Genomic DNA, 15,642 nt, shown 5'->3' with positions numbered 1-15,642 from the left:
ACCTTTTGAGAGAAAAAAACACAAACAGGTTTTCAACACTGAAAACCTGCAATTTCAGACCGTTCGCAACGTCAACAGGGACAGTTCCGGACGACAATTGATCCGCCACAAATGAACGCCGCCAAGGCCCCGGGTGACGTGCAACGTCGTTGGCGCCCGATAGAAATCGCCCGACGCATAGCGACTGCCGTGGTAGCTGGGGCTTAGGACTGGCCCGGCAAGCGGCAACCGTCCTTGTCCGCCATGCGTGTGGCCGGCGAGCATCAATTCAATCCCGTTGCGTCGCGCCCAAGTGAACTGGTCCGGGCTATGACTGAGCAGCAATCGAAACTGTGCGTCACAAGGCTCCAGCGTTGGCCGCTCGAACCAGGGATACTCGTTGCCAATCACGCGACAGGGCACCCCACGAAAATTGCGCCGCATCGTTTGGCTGCCCAGATCGATCCATCCGGCGCGGTCCATGGCGTTGCGTGTCTCCCAAGAATCGACCACGCGTGTGTCGTGATTCCCCAGGATGAAGTAGCAACCGTCGACGGCTTCCGCCGGTGAAAAGATCTCGACCAACCAATCGATGCATGGCTGTGTGTCGATGATATCCCCGGTCAACGCGATCAAATCCGGTCGGAACCGCGTCGCCTGTTCGATCGCATATCGAATGTAGCTGGGATGAATTTCGCCGGTCAAATGAATGTCACTCAAATGCGCGATCCGGTAACCGTCCAGCGACGGGGGCAATCCGACGACCGGCAACTCGACCTCTTCGATTGCCAAATCCAAGATCTGGTTGAAGGGAAAACGAGCTTCCCAACGGGCCTTGCGTGTCATCGGCAGCGGATGCTCCACGACGCGAGAAACGTCGATGACCTTCACCTTTCGCGGTGCATCGACCCACTCCAGCCGAAAGATTGGCCGCCACAACAACCAAGGCACCCCGAAGACGATCCAAGTCGCCAAACAGACGACGCCGTACGCGATCGTGACGGGACCGAGCAGACTCCAACGACCGCCGCGTAACAGGATTTCCGCGACCGCATCGAACTGTAAAAACAAGACGGCCGTCGGAATCGTGAGCGTCGTGCATAGAAAGAACTTCACGATCCGCTTGATCGTCTTTCGAGGCCAGCCGAGACCGTTGACCCGATTGTAGATCGCGACGTGCAACCCACCGTGGCCGACGAGCGCCAGCGCGAAAATCAGCCAGGCGGCGAATCCGTTCATCAAGATTCAAGGTCAAATGGTCTTGGGGCTGGCAAAGTGCGTGAGTTTGCAACTGCACTGTGTAGCCAAATGTTTCGCCAGGTGCGAGAGCGGTGCGTGATCAGACAGGTTCGCCTGCCCCAACGCGGCCCAATCATCCACCTCAAAAATCGCCACCGCCGCCGTCACCATCTCCAGCGACTGATTGGCCAACATCGACGCCAGCATCGTGGTCCCGGGGTTATGCGCCAGCACCATCACGCTGGACGCATCGCGGTGCCCGCTGCCGATCGTCTCCAGCATCGTGTTCGGGCTGGACAAGTACAAATCCGCACTGGACACCACGACGGGTTTCTTGTCCCAATGATCCAACAACAACTCGGCCGTTTCTCGCGTCCGAACCGACGACGAACAGAGGATCACGTCTGGAACGCAGCCTTGCTCGACGAGCCAATCGGCCATCCTGGGTGTGTCACGGCGGCCACGCTTGGCAAGCGGTCGATCGTGGTCCGACAGCGCCGGGTCATCGTGATCGCTCTTTGCGTGCCTCATCAAAATCAACTGATGTGTCATCGTTTCCCGCCCGTTTGGCCCTATGTGATGAAGCGGGCGAACTGAAGCCGTCGCTTTGCCGCCGCGGCATATCATCGAGAATCGGGCCGTCGCTCGCTACCTCCCAGCTGCCGGCATGGCCCCAAACGCGAAGAAGTGGGCTACAGGATTGTCATGCAACCATTGACGAACGCGGAAGCCTCTCCTACGAGGCCGACAGGCTGAAAGCCTATCCGACTGACGGGAGCTGACATCGATCGCCGGCCTGCACGCCGCGATCAAACGCTTCTTCCATCAGCGCCACACCGCTCAAATCGGTGCCTGCAAAGTGGATGCGTCCGAGTGACTCGGCCGCCGCCAGCCGCTGGTCGCCCCAGACAAACCCCACACGCGGCTGAATCATCGCGTGCCCCCAACGCATCACGTCGATGCGCCGGATCAATGAACCGATATCCGGATGGGCTTTGCGCAGATCCGAAACGACCACACTCGCCCAGTCACGCCACGAAAGTCGCATCAATTCTGCCCGCGACACCCGTGGATCGTCGTCCAACATCGGCTGGTACCACGTCAACACCGTCGGCCCGTGATCGCTGCCGGTCTGATGGGTTGACGAGACATAGCCGAGCGATCGACTGTCGTAGATGACGTTGTCCCAGCTCATCTCTCGACCGGTTTCCCGTGGCCTGGCATCCAAAAAGACGTTGGCGACAACCCAGCCGCCGTAGCGAAACGACGCTATATTCCGACCGCTGGCTTTCCAGTCAACGAGGAGATGGGGCGCCAAGAAGTGCGGCGCCGCAAAAATGACGTCCTCGGCAACAAAATCCACCGTCTTGGACGCCTGCGTGTCAAACGCACGAATCTGGACGCCTGCGGCGCCGGCATCGCGGATCGCCGTGACAACATGACCGCCGCGGAGCCGTCGGCCACACCGATTGGCCAAATGCCGCACGATGCGACCGTTGCCCTCGGGCCAAGTGATCACCGGCTGCGACTCCGCACCGCCCTGTCGCAGTCGAGACGCAAAATAGAACACACCGGCCCAGGCACTGGTTTGGCGAATCGTCAATCCATAGTCATCGCGGCAAGCGTAATCGACCAGCCACCGAAGGCGCTGAGAGGTAAATCCCTGCGATTGCATCCACTGGTCCATCGAAATCGTGTCGAGTTTGCGGACGACCTCGTCGTCGGATCCGCGCGACATCGGAATCGCGAACATCCGTCGCCCGGCTTGATCTCGCCGCGCCGACCAATCTCGCATGGCCTGGCGAAAGCCGTCCAGCTGCGAGAAATCGTCGTCGCTCGCGCCGAGATGCGGATAAAGCCCCTCGATCCAACGCCCCTGAAAGAACACGCGTTCCTCGGGTTCTCGACAGAGCACCTCTTCGGCAAAGACAGGTTCGCCATCCTCCGCCGTCGCGGCGATCGCCCCCAGTTCAAGAAACAGCTCAATCAATGTTTCGTTTTCTTTCATCGGTGCCGGGACGTAGTGGGCCCCCCAAGGAAATCGAAAACCTGCCCGTTCTCCGCTTCGCGACGTCCCCCCAGGCTGATGCTCCAACTCCAAGACCACGAAATCGTCCAGCCCGCGACGCTGCAATTGCCAGGCTGCGGACAAACCCGCGATGCCGCCACCGACGATCACCACACGATGCACCTCTGGCGGTTCGGTCGCCCCGGGTGGTCGCCAGCCATCTCGCAACCGGTGCCCGATCGAAACATCTGGACTCAGCAACTGCCCATCAAACGCCAGCTGATCGCGTAGACCGCACCCCACCAAGCCGGTCAGCGGCACGCCGGCGAGGTGAGCGAGCAACTCGCGACGTGTCCACCGAGTCGGGCAATGGGCAGGTGCATCGCTCACATCGCCCCCCATTCCTGCTCGTAATAGCGAACCAACACCTGATCGTTCAAACGATTGACGGTCGTCTGGGCGGGCACCAAGTCGGCCGGCATCTGAAACAACGCGACCATGGTTTTTGAATCCAAGAATCGCAAACCCTCCGGCAGCGGATGGCGAATCAGAAACCCGCCATCCGTGTCAGCCAACAACGGCTGCATCCCCGCCAACGCGAACCCCCAGACACCGAACGAGGGCACCGCGGCGTGATACGGACGCACATCGAACCCGGCCTCTTGCATCGTGTTCAAGATGCACCAATAGGATTTCGGCGCCACCAACGGCGAGGTGCACTGAATCGACACGATCGCCGAATCGGTGAGACGACGGCGCAGCAATTGAAAGAACCGTGTCGTGTACAACTTCCCAACCGAATACGAACCCGGATCGGGAAAATCGATCACCGCCACATCAAATTTTGTTTCGCCCTCGCCTGCCCACACAAAGGCATCTCGATTCACGACGGTCACCCGCGGGTCTGCCAAGGCGTGCTCGTTCAGCTCAGCCAGGGGCGGAAAATCGGCGGCCAAGCGGGTCATCGCCGGATCCAAATCCACCAGCGTCACGGCTTTCACGTTGTCATAGCGAAGGATCTCGCGCACCGCCAATCCGTCTCCACCACCGAGCACCAGAACATGCCCGGCATCGTCGGCCATCGTCAACGCCGGGTGCACCAACGATTCGTGATAGCGATACTCATCCTTGGAATTGAATTGCAGATGACCGTTGAGGTGCAATTGGAAATGGCCCTGCCGCTGCGTCACCACGATCCGTTGAAAATCCGACTGCGTCGAATAGACGATCGGGTTCTCCAAAATCGCCTCTTCGGTCCAATCAGTCAGCGTGTCGGCTTTGATGAACGCCACCACCAGCAACCCGATCACCAAGAATCCGCGTCCCCGCAGCGCGCCGAGCCCACGACTGGAAAGTAGCGGCCGCAACAGATACGTGCCCCAGACGCCGACGACGGCATTCAGGATTCCAAACAACAACGACGTCCGGACCAACCCCAAACGCGGCACCAACAAAACGGGAAACAACACCGACGCCAGCAACGCCCCGATGTAGTCAAACGTCAGCACCCGCGCGACGAGTTCACGAAAGTCCAGGTGCTCGCGCAGAATCCGCATCAACAGCGGCAGCTCCAGCCCGACCAGCGTTCCGATGGCGAACACCGATCCGAACAACGAAATCCGGAACCAGGTGATCTGGGCGAACGCGACGAAAAGCAACGGCGCCGAAAGTCCGCCCAGCAACGCCAAGGCGATTTCGATTTCGATGAAGGTCCGCGCCACCCGGTTTTCCACGTAGCGTGAAAGCCACGACCCGACACCCAGCGCCGACAGGTAAACTCCGATCACCAACGAGAACTGGGTCACGCTGTCACCCAGCAGATAGCTCGCCAACGTGCCGGCCAAAAGCTCGTAGATCAACCCGCACGTCGCGATGACCAGCACGTTCAAATAGAGCAAGTAGTTCGGCGCGCGATCGATCATCCCAGAATCGCAGCGGCGATGATGATCGAGATGCCCAACACGATCGCAGCGACGATCGTCCCCAAAGCCTGATTGTGTTCTTCGCCGATCTCATGAACGATCGAAAACGGAGTGAGCTTTTCCATCAACACCAGACACAAACCGAACACCACGATCCCGACGAGCGAGAAGACAACGGCGGCAATCAGATGGGCGCCCAACAACTGCATCGGGCTGACCGCCATGTCTTGCACGTCTTGCGCCAACGGCATCGCTAATTCAAAAACTTTCATCGAAGTCATCTCCATGTTATTTCCCTCCTCCCCATGAACCACCAAACGAGCGACCGCCGCCGTAGTAACCGCCACCGCCAGAACCGCTACTTTGCAGCGCCTTGGCGATCCCGAAATTGGGTGCCCTCCAGCTGAATGCCGCGGCGGCGGTGAACCAACCGCAAATCACCAAACCCATGGTTAGATACACGACCATCACTGTCTTCTTCATTTAATCATCCGAGGATGCGTAAGGGCTGAAATCGCTTTCTTTCCAGCGCCGAACTTCAAAGTTGTGCAAATACGCCATCACGACGGCCGGGACCAGCGTGACGCCTACCAAGGCATAGAACAATAGCCATCCGTCGGCCTTGCCGCGACCGATCACGGCGTAGGCAAAAAACAGATAGAGCAAGAAGCCCAGCCAAGCGAGCCAGAACCTTGCCCCCGGTGTCGGTCGCGGCTGGATCACCCCGACGCCCCAGGGACGTGGTAAATCTTTGACGCCAAACGTTTGCTCGATCTCTTCGGCGGTGATGTAGTGCCCCTCGGAAATCGTGACTTCTTGCGACTTCCCATAACCGCTGCGTTCCCAGGACAGCATTCGCGGCGGCGCGATGTAGTCGGACGTGTAGACCTGCTCGCCGACGGTGACCTTCCAATAGAACTCGCCCAACACATAACGGACGTAGGCCGTTCCGCGGTCGTAGATTTTGAAAGTTTCGCCGTCGTACGTCGCAGAATCGCCGATCGACGTGGGCGGCTGGTCAACCGGTGCAACGAGCGACCAATGGTTGTCGTTGCAGACCAGCCAACGAAATCCGGTTTCGCGGTTGTACAACAGGTATTCGGTCCACGGATACGTTCTGCCGGCGTACTTGGCGTAGCGTTCCATGAACCCGATGACGGTGTATTTTTTGCCGCCGAAATCGCCAACGCTGCCGAGCGGAATCAGCGGTTTGACTTTTTTCTGATGCAGCGTTTGCAACAGCGACAGCTTTCCGTCTTTGGCGTCCAAGATCGACGTGCAGTTCGGGCAGGCGACCCGCAGCGTTTCATCAGGGGCGCGTAGCGCCAGTGTCCCTCCGCACTTGGGGCAATTCAACTGCAGCGAATCCACACGGACCTTGCCGGCATCGGGGTCTAACGAATCGAGCCGGATGCCCAGCTCGTCCAGCGTGACTTCGCTGCCCAAGTACGCCGACTGCTCGGCAGCGTCGCTGCCATCGCCGTATTCAAAGGTCGCGACCGCTTTGTTCGCGCCGTACAGATCCACGTACAAATGGTCGGCGCCCGGGTGGAATTCCCAAGGCAGCTCACCTTCGGCGCCTTCGGCGACAGCAACGCCCTTTTCGCGGACCGTCAGCTCGACCCCCTTGAGCGTGATCTTCTGCTCCAGCTGGATGCCGTCGTAATCGGGCAAACGAGACTTGGCGGTCAACTTTCGCTGCATCGTCAACGAAAATTTACCCTGGGCCTCGGCCAGCCAGCCCCAACGGTCACCCGGGAACGCCAAGTACCATTCGTCCCACGACCCGCCGCCGGAGTGACGGTAACGAACGCGCCCGGTGATCGTGAATGATTTCTTGTTCCACTTGCCGGTGATCCCGCGAGCCAACCCTGAAGCCGGATCACCGACCTCGGCGACTTTGCCGTAGTCTTTGATATCGCGATCCGCTCGTCCCACCGCCGTGTGACAAAACTCACACACCGTGACCAGCGAGGACCCCGTGGTGAATTCCACCGGTCCGCCACAGGCCGGGCAGTTCGTGTTCAGGCGTCTCATCGCAGCGATTCCTTCCGCGTCAATCGAAGATCACGGTGCAACTGGCGCACCACGACGTCGCGGGCTTCAAACAGTCGTTCCAGTTCCTGTCGCCAAGGCCAAGCGGGTCGCCGACGGCAGCAATACAAATTGAACGTGGCGAATTCGTGTTCGGGATACGTGTGACAGGCCAAATGGGATTCGCTCAGCAGGTACAGCGCCGTCACACCGCCCGGGCCGGGGAAGGTGTGAAAGGTGGGCTGGCCGACGATCGTTAAGCCTAAATCCGCGACGACTCGCTGACAGAGCGATTGGACTCGCGGCAGATCTCGCAATGCATCGGCCGCGCAGCCCGAGGCATCGATCATCCATTCCGTCCCGCCGGTGAATCCGGCGAGTGGTCCAGATCGTTGCTGTGGTTCGTCCACTTGAAACGCAGTCCTGTTGAAATGATCGCCAGTTGATACAGCCCCTCGTTCCCAGGCGGAGCCTGGGAACGAGTGCACCCAGGACGCCAGTGGCACCTACATCGGCGGTGGTGGCGGAGGTGGTGCTTGGGAGACGAACAGCCCGGACAAGGCGGGGACGGTCGCGGCGGCCGACCAGGCTTCCATCCCCGCGGTCCAGACCATCGTGTCCTTGGTGACTTCGCCCGATGCGATACCGCTGGAAAGTTGTGCGAGGGAGAAAGGACCTTTTGTTTGCCCGGCGACGGCGACGTGCCAGGCCGCCGGCGGAGGCGGGGGTGCCGCCGCGGGGCCGGCTGCGGGACTCGCTCCCATCGCACCGCCCATCATTCGACCGGCCATCGCCATGCCCATCCCCAACCCCAAGCCTTCGGCGGCGCCACCGCCGGACTGGTTTTCCGCCGCCGCCGTCATGGCGTTGCCCATCTGGTATTGCTGGAACTTGTTCATGTCGCCGATCACGCCCATGCTGGTCCGCGTGTCGAGCGCCTTTTCGACCGCTTCGGGCAACGAAATATTGACAACGAACAATTGCGGGCAATCCAACCCGTACTCGTCGTCAATCTGTTCGACGACGCGAGCCCGAATGGTGCCGCCGAGCTCCTGGTAGCGAGACGCCAAATCGAGTGCGGGAATCTGCAGATCCGCTAGTGCCTGCGTGAAGGCCGAGGTGATCATCGAACGCATCAAATCGGTGATCTCGTCGGATTGAAAATCGTCATCGGTTCCGACGATCTCCCTCAATAGCGCTTTCGGCTCGACCGCTTGCAAGGCGTAGGTTCCGAAGGCGCGAATTCGGATCGGGCCGAACTCCGGATCTCGCAACATCACGGGGTTCGGCGTTCCCCATTTCAGATCGGTGATCTGCCGCGTGCTGACGAAATACACTTCGGCTTTGAAAGGGCTTTCGAACCCGTATTTCCAACCCTGCAACGTCGATAGGATCGGCATGTTTTTGGTTTCGAGCTCGTAGTGCCCGGGACCATACGTGTCGGCGATCTCGCCGCCACTGACCAAAACCGCCATTTGGCCCGGACGCACGATCAACTGCGCCCCGTTTTTGATTTCGTTGTTGTACCTGGGAAACCGCCAAACCAACGTATGATTGGAGTCGTCGATCCACTCAATGATGTCGATCAGCTCGTGGCGCAACCTGTCGAACAATCCCATAGCAATTCCTGGTAGAGAAAAGTTAGTCGAGGCGATCCGTTTTCACTTCGCCCATTCAGCCCCAAGACATCGGCCCAAAACGGGCGACCGTCCAGGCGCGGAAAACGAACAGTGGGGTTACTCTAGCAAATTGGCCGCTACGATGCACGCCGACCGATTTCGGAAGGATCCACGAGAGCGGCTGTGATTGGCTGAGATGGTGAAACATCGAGGGAGATAGGACCGATGTGACAAATAAAACTCATGGGTCTCATCTGTCGCATTCGTCCTATTTACCCACATCCGCCCCGCTACCCGGTCGTGCGGCTGCGATCTTCCGAAAGACACCGGGGCAGCGTACATTCTCTGAACCCTTCAACCTGCCTTCAACCAACCGCTCGCATGGCCGACGACACTCCCAACCTCTTCTCGCCGACCAAGAAGCTGTTTCTGCTCGACGGCATGGCGTTGACCTACCGCGCCCATTTCGCGCTCATACGCAGCCCGCGTTTCACTTCCGGCGGGCAATGCACCTCCGCCGTCTTCGGAATGCTCAATGCCATCACCGACATCCTGACCAAAGAAGAACCGACCCACATCGCCTGCGCCTTCGACACCTCCGAACCCACTCAACGGCATCTCGATTACCCGGAGTACAAGGCCCAACGCGACGAGATGCCGGAAGACCTGGCCAGCCAACTTCCCTGGATCGACAAACTGTTCGACGCCTTGAATATCCAAACGATCCGCATGCCCGGCTACGAAGCGGACGATGTGATCGGCACCCTGGCCCATCAGGCGTCCGACCAAGGCTTCGAAACCTGGATGGTCACGCCCGACAAAGACTACCACCAATTGGTCACCGACCAGATCCACGTCTACAAACCAGGACGAAAAGGCGGCGAGTCGGAAATCCTGGGAGTCAAGGAAGTCTGCGAGCAATGGGAGATCCAGCGTGTCGAACAAGTCATCGACGTGCTGGGGCTGATGGGCGACTCCAGTGACAACATTCCCGGAATCCCCGGCATCGGTCCCAAGACCGCAAAGAAGCTGATCGCCGAATACGGCAGCATCGAAGGCGTGCTGGAAAACGCCGACAAACTCAAGGGCAAACAGAAGGAACGCGTCCGGGATAACGCCGAACAAGCCTTGCTGTCCAAACGCCTGGTCACGATCCAACTGGATGTGCCGACCGAGATCGACATCAATGCCTTGGCCCGTCAAAAACGTGACGATCAAAAACTGCGCGAGCTGTTGACCGAATTGGAATTCGAGACGATCGGCAAACGAATCTTTGGAAAGTCGTTCTCGGTCGCCTCGGCGCGATCCGCCGTCGCACGCGAAAAACGTGAAACGCAAATCCAACAATCGCTGTTCGATGAACCGTCGGACGAAACGTCGATCCACGAAGTCGCACACACCTACCACACGCTGACGACCAAGCAAGAACGCGCCAAGCTGATCCGGCAGCTGACCGAAGCAAAGGAGTTCTGCTTCGACACCGAAACCACCGGGCTGGATCCACGCACCGCCGTCCCGCTGGGCATCGCAATCAGCATCAAACCGCATGAAGCGTACTACGTCGTCTGCCCCGAAGACCCCGACGAGCGGTCGATGATGCTGGCGGAGTTCGCCGAATTGTTTGCCGACGAATCGGTCACGAAAATCGGGCACAACCTGAAGTACGACATCTCGCTGCTGAAGTGGAATGGCATCGAGGTCCGTGCGCCATTGGTCGACACCATGCTGGTCCACACGATGACCGAACCGGAGATGCGACACGGGCTGGACTCGCTGTCGGAACTGTACTTGAACTACAAACCGATTCCGACGTCGGACCTGATCGGCCCCAAAGGCGACGAACAGAAAAACATGGCGGACGTCCCGCTGAAACAACTGGCCGAGTACGCGTGCGAAGACGCCGACGTCACCCTGCAAATCGCCAAGATCCTGCAACCGATGGCGATCCAGCGCGGCGTGCAGCAAGTCTGCGACGAAGTCGAATGCCCGTTGGTCCCCGTTTTGGTCGACATGGAATACAACGGTATCACGCTGGACACGGACTCGCTGGCAAGATACTCCGACGTCTTGCAAGCCGAAATCGATGACTTGCAGGCGAGGATTTTTTCCGCCGTCGGCCACGAATTCAACGTCGACTCCCCCAAACAATTGGGCGTCGTCTTGTTCGAAGAACTGCAGTTGGAAGAAAACCCGAAGAAGACCGCGACCGGCCAATACTCCACCCGTGAAGCCGAGCTGGAACGGCTGTCGGGGAAACACGAGATCGTCCGCGATGTGCTCGACTATCGCAACGCTCGCAAACTGAAATCGACGTACGTGGACCAGTTGCCCGCCGCGGTCAACCCCGAAACCGGGCGACTGCACACGCACTACAGCCAGACGTGGACGGCAACCGGACGCATGCAGTCCAACGACCCGAACCTGCAGACGATTCCGGTGCGGAAGGAACGTGGACGCGAAATCCGTGCCGCCTTCGTCCCCCGCGACGAAGACCATCTGATCCTGTCGGCCGACTACTCACAAATTGAACTGAGGATCATGGCGGAACTGAGCGGCGATGAATCGATGATCGCCGCGTTCGCGGGCGGTGAAGACATTCACACCGTGACGGCATCCAAGGTTTATAAAGTTGAACTGGATGAGGTGACGCGGGAAATGCGTGCCAAAGCCAAAACCGTCAACTTCGGCATCATTTACGGCATCAGCGCGTTCGGTTTGCAGCAACGGTTGAACATCCCCCGCGCCGAAGCGAGCGAATTGATCAAGAACTACTTCGAGAAATACCCCGGCGTCCAAGGCTACATCGACGAGACGATCGCGTTCGCCAAAGAACACGGCTATGTGGTGACGAAAACCGGACGCCGCCGCTACGTCCGAGACATCACCAGCAAGTCACGTGGCACCGCATCGGCAGCCGAACGTCTGGCGATGAACAGCCCGATTCAAGGCACCGCGGCCGACATGCTGAAACTGGCGATGGTCAAAGTGCACCGGGCGCTGCGCGAAGGCGGCTTCCAAACCAAGATGCTGCTGACGGTGCATGACGAGTTGGTGTTTGATTTATGGAAAGCGGAACAGGATGACGTGCTGCCGGTCATCGAGAACGCCATGAAAACCGCGCTGCCGATGACGGTCCCGATCGTCGTCGAAATGGGGACCGGAAAGAATTGGTTGGAAGCGCATTGACACGCAGGGTCACGTCTATCGAGATTCATGGAAGTGACCGACGAGAAGGCAGAATGATACGGGGCAGAATCAGATCAGCGTAGCGTTCCCGACCGCCTACTCATTCTCTCCCATCATTCTGCCACTCCATCATTCTGCCACTCCATTGTTTTGCCCCCATTGTTTTGCCCCCATCGTTTCGCCCCCATCGTTTTGCCCCCCCCACTAACCAAGCATCCCCTCCAAATACCTTCGTGACCGATTAATCTCCGCAGTCACTTCATCGGTCGTCTCCAGAATCGGGATCCCGCGGGGAACCGGGTGCATGAAGATCTCGGTCCAGCCATCGAACTGCATTTCCGCCAGCGTTTTGACGATCGGCCCGAAGTCCAAATCGCCTCGTCCCGGCATCTGCAACAACTCCTGCTCTTTGGGCAGTTTCGTTTTGCATCCCATGCCGTGTTGCCAGGCATAAAAGACGGCAACCGAATCGCCTAGGTTCCGTAGCAATCGACACAGCACCTCGTTGTCTTGCGGCAAATGGTACGGAGCGAACGCGACGCCAATGGCGTCCGACGGCGCCAGGTCGACGAGATAACGCAGCGAATCGGCGTCGTGGATCAAGTTGTTCTCATGATTTTCAATCGCGATCCGCACTCCATGGTCACGGGCAAGATGGATCGTCGGCGTCAACTTTTTCAAAAACGCTGCGATCGCTTCCTTCAACTCCGCGCCCTTCAAGTTTCTTGGCCCCGAGCCGCCGGTCACGATCAGCTTGCAGCCCAACCGCGAGGCGAGTCGAATTTCGTCGTCGATCCCGAACGGTCCCAGCTTGTACTGGGTGATGCAGGAAAGCTCCAAGCCGTGGTCGCGCAACATGCCGGCGAATCGGTCTTCGCCGAGTTCGTCCAGCTGCTCCCGCTGGTTTCCATGCACCTTGGGCCAGATGTCGATGCCCGTCGCCCCGATCTTCTCAGCCTCCGGCAAGATCTCCGCCAGCGGGGCGTAACCGTACATGCATGAGGCGAGTGCGTATCGAAATCGAAACGGCGTCTGTGCCGCTTGGCAAGCACGGGCAAAAGAGAGCGATGCGGACGCGGCGAGGGCCAGGGCGGTACGACGATTGAGATTCACGAGAAACAACCTGAGGGAGGGATCTGGCGGGACGATTCGGGAACGGAGCGACAGATTTTAGCTCAACCGCAGGTCTCATGCGGCCAATCGAGATGTCGGCTGACGGGGCGAGAAAAAAGAAACCCACCGATGGCAGAGCGAACCCACGGATGACAGGCTGCATGGGATCCGCGGGGACGCTTTGCCATCCGTGGTCCATCTCCTGGCCCAAGAGACGCCGACGGCGATTCTGGCTATACTTCAGGTCTTCCAAATCGACCGCACCGCTTTTGCAGTCCCGCCCATGCACGCTCGCCTTTGCATCCTCGCCGCCTGTTTGTCGCTCGCCCTGTCGTCGTCCCACGCCGACTCCACCTGGCCCCAGTTCCGCGGCCCGGGTGGCGACGGCATCGTCACCGACCAACACACGCCACTGACCTTTGGCGAGAAAGAAAATCTGGCTTGGAAAACGGAACTTCCCGGCAAGGCTTGGTCATCGCCGGTGATCGACGACGGGGTGGTTTGGGCGACGACGGCGATCGAAGTGTTCCCCAGCGAAGAAGAGCGTCTCGACTTGCTTCGCGCCGCGGGCATCGAGGAAAAAAAATTCAAACAACTCGCCGTTGCCAAGGCGATCCGGCTGAAATTGTTCGCCCTCGATCTGGAATCCGGACGGCAACTCGCTGACATTGATTTGACCGAAGTTGAAACTCCCGATCCGATCCACTCGCTCAACAGCTATGCGTCGCCGACGCCGGTGATCGACGGCCCGAACATCTATTGCCACTTCGGAACCTATGGCACGTTCTGTGTCAATCGCGACAGCCGCCAAATCGAGTGGCAACGCCAGCTGCCGCTCGATCACTCCGTCGGCCCGGGCAGTTCGCCGTTCATCGACGGACAGCGATTGATTCTGATCCAAGACGGAATCGAACGCCAATACGTCACCGCACTCGACAAGTCCACCGGCAAAACCCTGTGGGAGACCGATCGACCGGAAATGGATGCCCCCACCGGCGACCAGAAGAAAGCCTATTGCACGCCGATCAAGATCACCGATCGGCTGGGACGCGAACAATTGATTTGCATGGGATCGCAGTGGATGGTCGCCTATGAACCGGCAACCGGAAACGAAATCTGGAAGGTGCGTCACGGCAAAGGATTTTCGGTCGTCCCCCGCCCGGTCTATGCCGACGGCATCGTTTACTTTTCAACCGGTTTTGGCAAACCCCAGCTGTGGGCGGTCAAGGTCGATGGATCGGGCGACGTCAGCCATACCCATGTTGCCTGGACCGTAATGAAAGGGATTCCGGCCAAGCCCTCTCCGATCCTTCATGACGGGCTGATCTACGTGATGGAAGACAACGGGATCGCCAGCTGCTTTGAAGCCGAGAGCGGCGACGAGGTCTGGAAGAAACGAATCGGCGGCAAATACAGCGCGTCCCCGCTGCTGGTCGGCGACCGCATTTACCTGGGATCGCACGAAGGAACGGTGACAGTGATCAGCACCGGTCGCGACAGCGAAGTCCTGGCGGAGAACCAACTGGACGGACAGATCATGGCCAGCCCCGCCGTCGTCGACAACTCGCTGATCGTGCGAACCGCGGACGCGATTTATCGGTTTCAAGAGTAGGTCACGCTGTGCGTGACATCAGGCTGAGATGACAGGCTGGAAGCCTCTCCCACACGTTGCACCCGATTTGTTGTATGACACGTCGCTACTACGCACCGGACCTTGCCCCCAGCGGTGGACTCGTCCGATTGAGTGACGAGGAGGCGAGTCACGCGGCCCGCGTGATGCGAGCCAAAGTCGGTGACGTGATCACCTTGTTTGACGGCTGCGGACACGAATCCGAATCATCCATCGTCTCCATCGACAAACGCAAATGCGTCGTCGAAGCCGCCGCCGCCGTGGCGATCGATCGCGAGCCGAAGTGCCGAACCCATCTGGGGATCGCGCTGCCCAAACCCGAACGCTGTAAAGAAATGATCGAGCGTTTGACCGAACTCGGAGTCCATCGCGTGACGCCGCTCGTCTGCCAACGCACTCAACGCCCACCCACCGATTCACTGTTGACCAAATTGCGACGGATCGTGATCGAATCGAGCAAACAATGCGAGCGGAACGTTTTAATGACGATCGATGCCCCCACACCGATGGAAGCATTTCTGGCCGAGCCACGCGTAGGCGCCCACTGGATCGCGCACCCGGACGGAAAGCCGATCCATACGGCGACTTCGGGAATCGATGCCGCGGCCAGCGTCCACGCCCTGATCGGTCCCGAGGGCGGTTTCAGCGACGAAGAAGTTCAGACGGCGGTCGATTCAGGCTACGAACAGATCGGCTTGGGAGCACGGATCTATCGCGTCGAAACCGCCGCCTGCGTCGTGGCAGCTCACTTGGCAGAATAGCGATCAGCGGAAAATTAGTGGGATAGGCGTCCAGCCTGTCATTTCGGCATCGACAGGCTGGAAGCCTATCCCAATCCAATGCATCCGCGACGTATATTCCGCTCGATCCTTAGCAACCTAGCCCCAGCGTCCTCCATCATTGTCGCGGTAG

At 59.1% G+C, this 15,642-nt stretch carries 13 protein-coding genes; 3 read left to right on the top strand and 10 right to left on the bottom strand.

Features of this window, described 5'->3' with window-relative positions:
• Positions 1-54: 54 nt before the first annotated feature.
• The 9 genes from NZK35_RS27495 to NZK35_RS27455 form a co-directional block, all read right to left on the bottom strand.
• Positions 55-1,218, bottom strand: coding sequence for a metallophosphoesterase (locus tag NZK35_RS27495; RefSeq protein ID WP_259635731.1), 1,164 nt, complete (start codon positions 1,216-1,218; stop codon positions 55-57).
• A gap of 12 nt (positions 1,219-1,230) precedes the next feature.
• Positions 1,231-1,770, bottom strand: a complete 540-nt coding sequence (locus NZK35_RS27490) for a SixA phosphatase family protein (RefSeq protein WP_259635730.1) — start codon at positions 1,768-1,770, stop codon at positions 1,231-1,233.
• 208 nt (positions 1,771-1,978) lie between these two features.
• Positions 1,979-3,616 carry a flavin monoamine oxidase family protein gene (locus NZK35_RS27485; RefSeq protein WP_259635729.1) on the bottom strand — a complete coding sequence of 546 codons (1,638 nt, stop codon included), beginning with the start codon at positions 3,614-3,616 and terminating at the stop codon, positions 1,979-1,981.
• Complete coding sequence (locus NZK35_RS27480) at positions 3,613-5,148, bottom strand: polyamine aminopropyltransferase (RefSeq protein WP_259635728.1); 1,536 nt, start codon at positions 5,146-5,148, stop codon at positions 3,613-3,615. Before NZK35_RS27480 ends, NZK35_RS27485 begins: the two co-directional genes overlap by 4 nt.
• The gene (locus NZK35_RS27475) at positions 5,145-5,420 is read right to left on the bottom strand and encodes a DUF350 domain-containing protein (RefSeq protein ID WP_259635727.1); all 276 of its coding nucleotides are present in this window, start codon (positions 5,418-5,420) and stop codon (positions 5,145-5,147) included. The genes NZK35_RS27480 and NZK35_RS27475 overlap by 4 nt, the downstream gene beginning before the upstream one ends.
• Positions 5,421-5,436: 16 nt before the next feature.
• A complete protein-coding gene (locus tag NZK35_RS27470; RefSeq protein ID WP_259635726.1) occupies positions 5,437-5,631 on the bottom strand; it encodes a hypothetical protein in 195 nt (64 codons plus the stop codon).
• The gene (locus tag NZK35_RS27465; RefSeq protein ID WP_259635725.1) at positions 5,632-7,185 is read right to left on the bottom strand and encodes a DUF4178 domain-containing protein; all 1,554 of its coding nucleotides are present in this window, start codon (positions 7,183-7,185) and stop codon (positions 5,632-5,634) included.
• Positions 7,182-7,592: an S-adenosylmethionine decarboxylase family protein gene (locus NZK35_RS27460; protein WP_259635724.1), complete on the bottom strand. Its 411-nt coding sequence runs from the start codon at positions 7,590-7,592 to the stop codon at positions 7,182-7,184. The genes NZK35_RS27465 and NZK35_RS27460 overlap by 4 nt, the downstream gene beginning before the upstream one ends.
• A gap of 96 nt (positions 7,593-7,688) precedes the next feature.
• Positions 7,689-8,801 (bottom strand): SPFH domain-containing protein, encoded by a 1,113-nt coding sequence (locus tag NZK35_RS27455; RefSeq protein WP_259635723.1) that lies wholly within the window; start codon positions 8,799-8,801, stop codon positions 7,689-7,691.
• Positions 8,802-9,182: 381 nt separating this feature from the next.
• Here NZK35_RS27455 and polA point away from each other — a divergent pair, with 381 nt between their 5' ends.
• Positions 9,183-11,987, top strand: coding sequence for a DNA polymerase I (polA, locus tag NZK35_RS27450; RefSeq protein ID WP_259635722.1), 2,805 nt, complete (start codon positions 9,183-9,185; stop codon positions 11,985-11,987).
• A gap of 204 nt (positions 11,988-12,191) precedes the next feature.
• Here the strand turns inward: polA and NZK35_RS27445 are convergent, their stop codons facing one another.
• Positions 12,192-13,100, bottom strand: a complete 909-nt coding sequence (locus NZK35_RS27445; RefSeq protein WP_259635721.1) for a sugar phosphate isomerase/epimerase family protein — start codon at positions 13,098-13,100, stop codon at positions 12,192-12,194.
• Between the two features lie 283 nt (positions 13,101-13,383).
• Here NZK35_RS27445 and NZK35_RS27440 point away from each other — a divergent pair, with 283 nt between their 5' ends.
• Positions 13,384-14,712 carry an outer membrane protein assembly factor BamB family protein gene (locus tag NZK35_RS27440; RefSeq protein ID WP_259635720.1) on the top strand — a complete coding sequence of 443 codons (1,329 nt, stop codon included), beginning with the start codon at positions 13,384-13,386 and terminating at the stop codon, positions 14,710-14,712.
• A 74-nt stretch (positions 14,713-14,786) separates the two neighbouring features.
• Complete coding sequence (locus tag NZK35_RS27435; protein ID WP_259635719.1) at positions 14,787-15,491, top strand: RsmE family RNA methyltransferase; 705 nt, start codon at positions 14,787-14,789, stop codon at positions 15,489-15,491.
• Positions 15,492-15,642 lie beyond the last annotated feature (151 nt).

Origin of the sequence: Stieleria sedimenti (assembly GCF_025060895.1) — a bacterium.
GTDB classification, from domain to species: domain Bacteria; phylum Planctomycetota; class Planctomycetia; order Pirellulales; family Pirellulaceae; genus Stieleria; species Stieleria sedimenti.
Note: the sequence above shows the minus strand (reverse complement) of the source record. Positions and strands in the feature narration are given on the sequence as shown.

Bases quoted from the DNA above. Each gene is read 5' to 3' on its own strand.
- NZK35_RS27455 (WP_259635723.1), bottom strand. From the start codon at position 8,801: ATGGGATTGTTCGACAGGTTGCGCCACGAGCTGATCGACATCATTGAG.
- NZK35_RS27435 (WP_259635719.1), top strand. From the start codon at position 14,787: ATGACACGTCGCTACTACGCACCGGACCTTGCCCCCAGCGGTGGACTC.
- NZK35_RS27475 (WP_259635727.1), bottom strand. From the start codon at position 5,420: ATGAAAGTTTTTGAATTAGCGATGCCGTTGGCGCAAGACGTGCAAGAC.
- NZK35_RS27470 (WP_259635726.1), bottom strand. From the start codon at position 5,631: ATGAAGAAGACAGTGATGGTCGTGTATCTAACCATGGGTTTGGTGATT.
- NZK35_RS27465 (WP_259635725.1), bottom strand. From the start codon at position 7,185: ATGAGACGCCTGAACACGAACTGCCCGGCCTGTGGCGGACCGGTGGAA.
- polA (WP_259635722.1), top strand. From the start codon at position 9,183: ATGGCCGACGACACTCCCAACCTCTTCTCGCCGACCAAGAAGCTGTTT.
- NZK35_RS27495 (WP_259635731.1), bottom strand. From the start codon at position 1,218: ATGAACGGATTCGCCGCCTGGCTGATTTTCGCGCTGGCGCTCGTCGGC.
- NZK35_RS27440 (WP_259635720.1), top strand. From the start codon at position 13,384: ATGCACGCTCGCCTTTGCATCCTCGCCGCCTGTTTGTCGCTCGCCCTG.
- NZK35_RS27480 (WP_259635728.1), bottom strand. From the start codon at position 5,148: ATGATCGATCGCGCGCCGAACTACTTGCTCTATTTGAACGTGCTGGTC.
- NZK35_RS27490 (WP_259635730.1), bottom strand. From the start codon at position 1,770: ATGACACATCAGTTGATTTTGATGAGGCACGCAAAGAGCGATCACGAT.